At 67.3% G+C, this 2,230-nt stretch carries 3 protein-coding genes; all 3 read right to left on the bottom strand.

The annotated features are described in order from the left end of the window. Window positions 1-204: 204 nt before the first annotated feature. Entirely contained in the window at window positions 205-450 is a 246-nt protein-coding gene (locus tag H0W38_RS21255; protein WP_292457957.1) for a hypothetical protein, read from the bottom strand. Between the two features lie 85 nt (window positions 451-535). Beyond that, window positions 536-1,156 (bottom strand): cytochrome c, encoded by a 621-nt coding sequence (locus tag H0W38_RS21250; RefSeq protein ID WP_292457954.1) that lies wholly within the window; start codon window positions 1,154-1,156, stop codon window positions 536-538. After that, the coding region (gene soxC, locus H0W38_RS21245) for a sulfite dehydrogenase (protein WP_292457951.1) at window positions 1,143-2,230 on the bottom strand (1,088 nt) is incomplete at its 5' end. The genes H0W38_RS21250 and soxC, both read right to left, overlap by 14 nt.

The following is a 2,230-nucleotide window of genomic DNA, read 5'->3' as shown; positions in this document are numbered from 1 at the left end:
AGTCACGGCGGAGCGGGTGCCGTCCTTGGCCGTCGGCGTGCTGATCTTCGCTGCGGCCTTGGCCTTCCTCTATGCCTGGAAAAACAAGCTCAATGTCGTGGTCGTGATCGTCGCGGCGGGAGCGGCCGGTTGGCTGCTGTTCGCCAGCGGTGCATGAGGCCTTTGCAGACGTCGAGTTTGCGGCCGGCTCACGAGCCGGAAACCTCAACGGCGAATCAACCGGCACTGCTCCATGCGCACCGCATGCTGGCCGCTGGCCAGCGCCGCCGCCAGCACGTCCTTGCGCCGGGCTCTGGGCAGCCCGCTCGCGGGAAACTCGCCGCGGAAGATCTCGCGCATCTCCGGCAGGTGCGTGACGACGACCTTGGCGACGTAGCAGTCACGCTCCGGGTCGGTGACGGTGTTGACGTCGATCCAGTACTCGCCTGAAGCTTCATTGGCTGGGGTCATGTTTTTCACCCTCTTGCGCTGCGCCGGCCGCTCAGACGGCCGGCGCATCGGGAAACCGGTGGCCGGGCCTCGCTCGGCCACGCGTCTAGCGGCTGCCCGAGATGGGCGTGCAGCCGCTCATGCAGCGCACGGCTTTCGTGTCCGGGCGGTCATCGAAGATGAAACCGTCGCGGTTGGGCATCTGCACTGCGGCGAGCGTGGCGGCCGTCATCACCGCGTCGGCGGGGACCAGGCCGTTGAGGTGCAGCAGGTACCCGCTCACCGCATAGACCTCGTCGTTGGTCATCGACTGCGGAGCGTTCATCGGCATGGCCCGGCGCACGTAGTCGAACAGGGCCGGCGCGTACGGGTACATGCTGCCCGGCGTGAGCACGCGCTTGTCGGTCTTGAACGAGCCGATGCCACCGACCATGGGGCCGAACACCGGGCCGCCGGATGCGGCTGCGCCGTGGCAGGCGGCGCACTGCGCGTCATAGACCGCCTTGCCGGCTGCAACGGTGCCGCTGCCTGCGGGCAGTCCTTGCCCATCGGGCCCGCGCACGTCGATGTTCCAGACCGCGAGATCGGCCTCGGCGATGGGCTGGCCCCGGTCAGTGCCGGCGCTGGGAGCCGCCGGTTCGGTGGACGCCCTGGGGACCGTGCAGCCCGCCAGGGCGAGCGAGATCGCGGCCACGGCCGCCATCGAAACGAAGTCAGGCGATTGCATTTTTCACCTCCCCGGAGGCGTCGATGGACCACGGAAAAATCCCGTTGTGGTGCTGAACGAAGCCGACGATCGCGCGCACCTTCTTGATCTCCTCCACGCTGGGCTGCACATAGCCGGTCGAATCGACCGTGCGGCTGGCGATCGTGGCCGGCGTGCCGTCCCAGACCCAGGGCAATCGGAAGCGGGTCAGGCACTTGTCGAGCACGGGCTCCTCGAGCCGCGCCTCGCGCCAGGTGCGCCCGCCATCGACCGTGACGTCGACCGCCTTGATCGTGCCGTTGCCCGACCAGGCGAAGCCGATGATCTCCATCGGCCCGGGGCGCATGTTCATGCCGCCGGAAGGCGAGGTGACGACCGACTTGGCTTCCATCTCGAAGCTGAACTTTCGCCACTTGCCATCGGGCATGGGGTCGGTGTAGCGGGCGGTCTCGCTGCGCAGGTACCAGGGCTCGTCGCCCACCTTCATGCGGCGCACCCACTTGATGCACATGTTGCCTTCCCAGCCGGGAATCATCAGGCGCAGCGGGTAGCCGTTCTCCGGGCGCAGCATCTCGCCGTTGGCGGCATAGACGATGAGCGCGTCGTCGAGCATTTTCTTCATCGGGATGCTGCGTGCGTGGGCGGCCCCGTCGGCGCCTTCCACCAGCACCCATTTCGCGGTCGGCATGACACCGGCTTCCTGCAGCAGCGTCGAGACCGGAATGCCCGTCCATTGCGCGCACGACAGCAGGCCGTGCGTCTGCTGCACGGTCTTCGAGGCCGCCTTGAGCCAGTCCGTCAGGCCGTTGCCCGAGCACTCCATGAAGTAGAAGCGCGACACCGACGGGTACTTCATCAGGTCGGCCATCGTGAACACCAACGGCTGGCGGACCATGCCGTGGATGGCGAAGCGGTGCTCGTCGGGGTTGATGTCCGGCACGCCGTTGTGGTGGCGTTCGTAGATCAGTCCGTTGGGCGTGACGGTGCCCGGCTGCTGGTGCAGCGGCGACATGCTCCAGTCGGAGAAATTCTGTTTATTGACCAGCACGTCCGAGCGTCGGCGCTTCACGTGGGCCTCGAACCGGGAGGGCATGC

Origin of the sequence: Methylibium sp. (assembly GCF_013817365.1) — a bacterium.
In the GTDB taxonomy this organism is placed as follows: domain Bacteria; phylum Pseudomonadota; class Gammaproteobacteria; order Burkholderiales; family Burkholderiaceae_C; genus Methylibium.
This window is presented reverse-complemented; position numbering and strand designations above follow the sequence as displayed.

Bases quoted from the DNA above. Each gene is read 5' to 3' on its own strand.
- H0W38_RS21255 (WP_292457957.1), bottom strand. From the start codon at position 450: ATGACCCCAGCCAATGAAGCTTCAGGCGAGTACTGGATCGACGTCAAC.
- H0W38_RS21250 (WP_292457954.1), bottom strand. From the start codon at position 1,156: ATGCAATCGCCTGACTTCGTTTCGATGGCGGCCGTGGCCGCGATCTCG.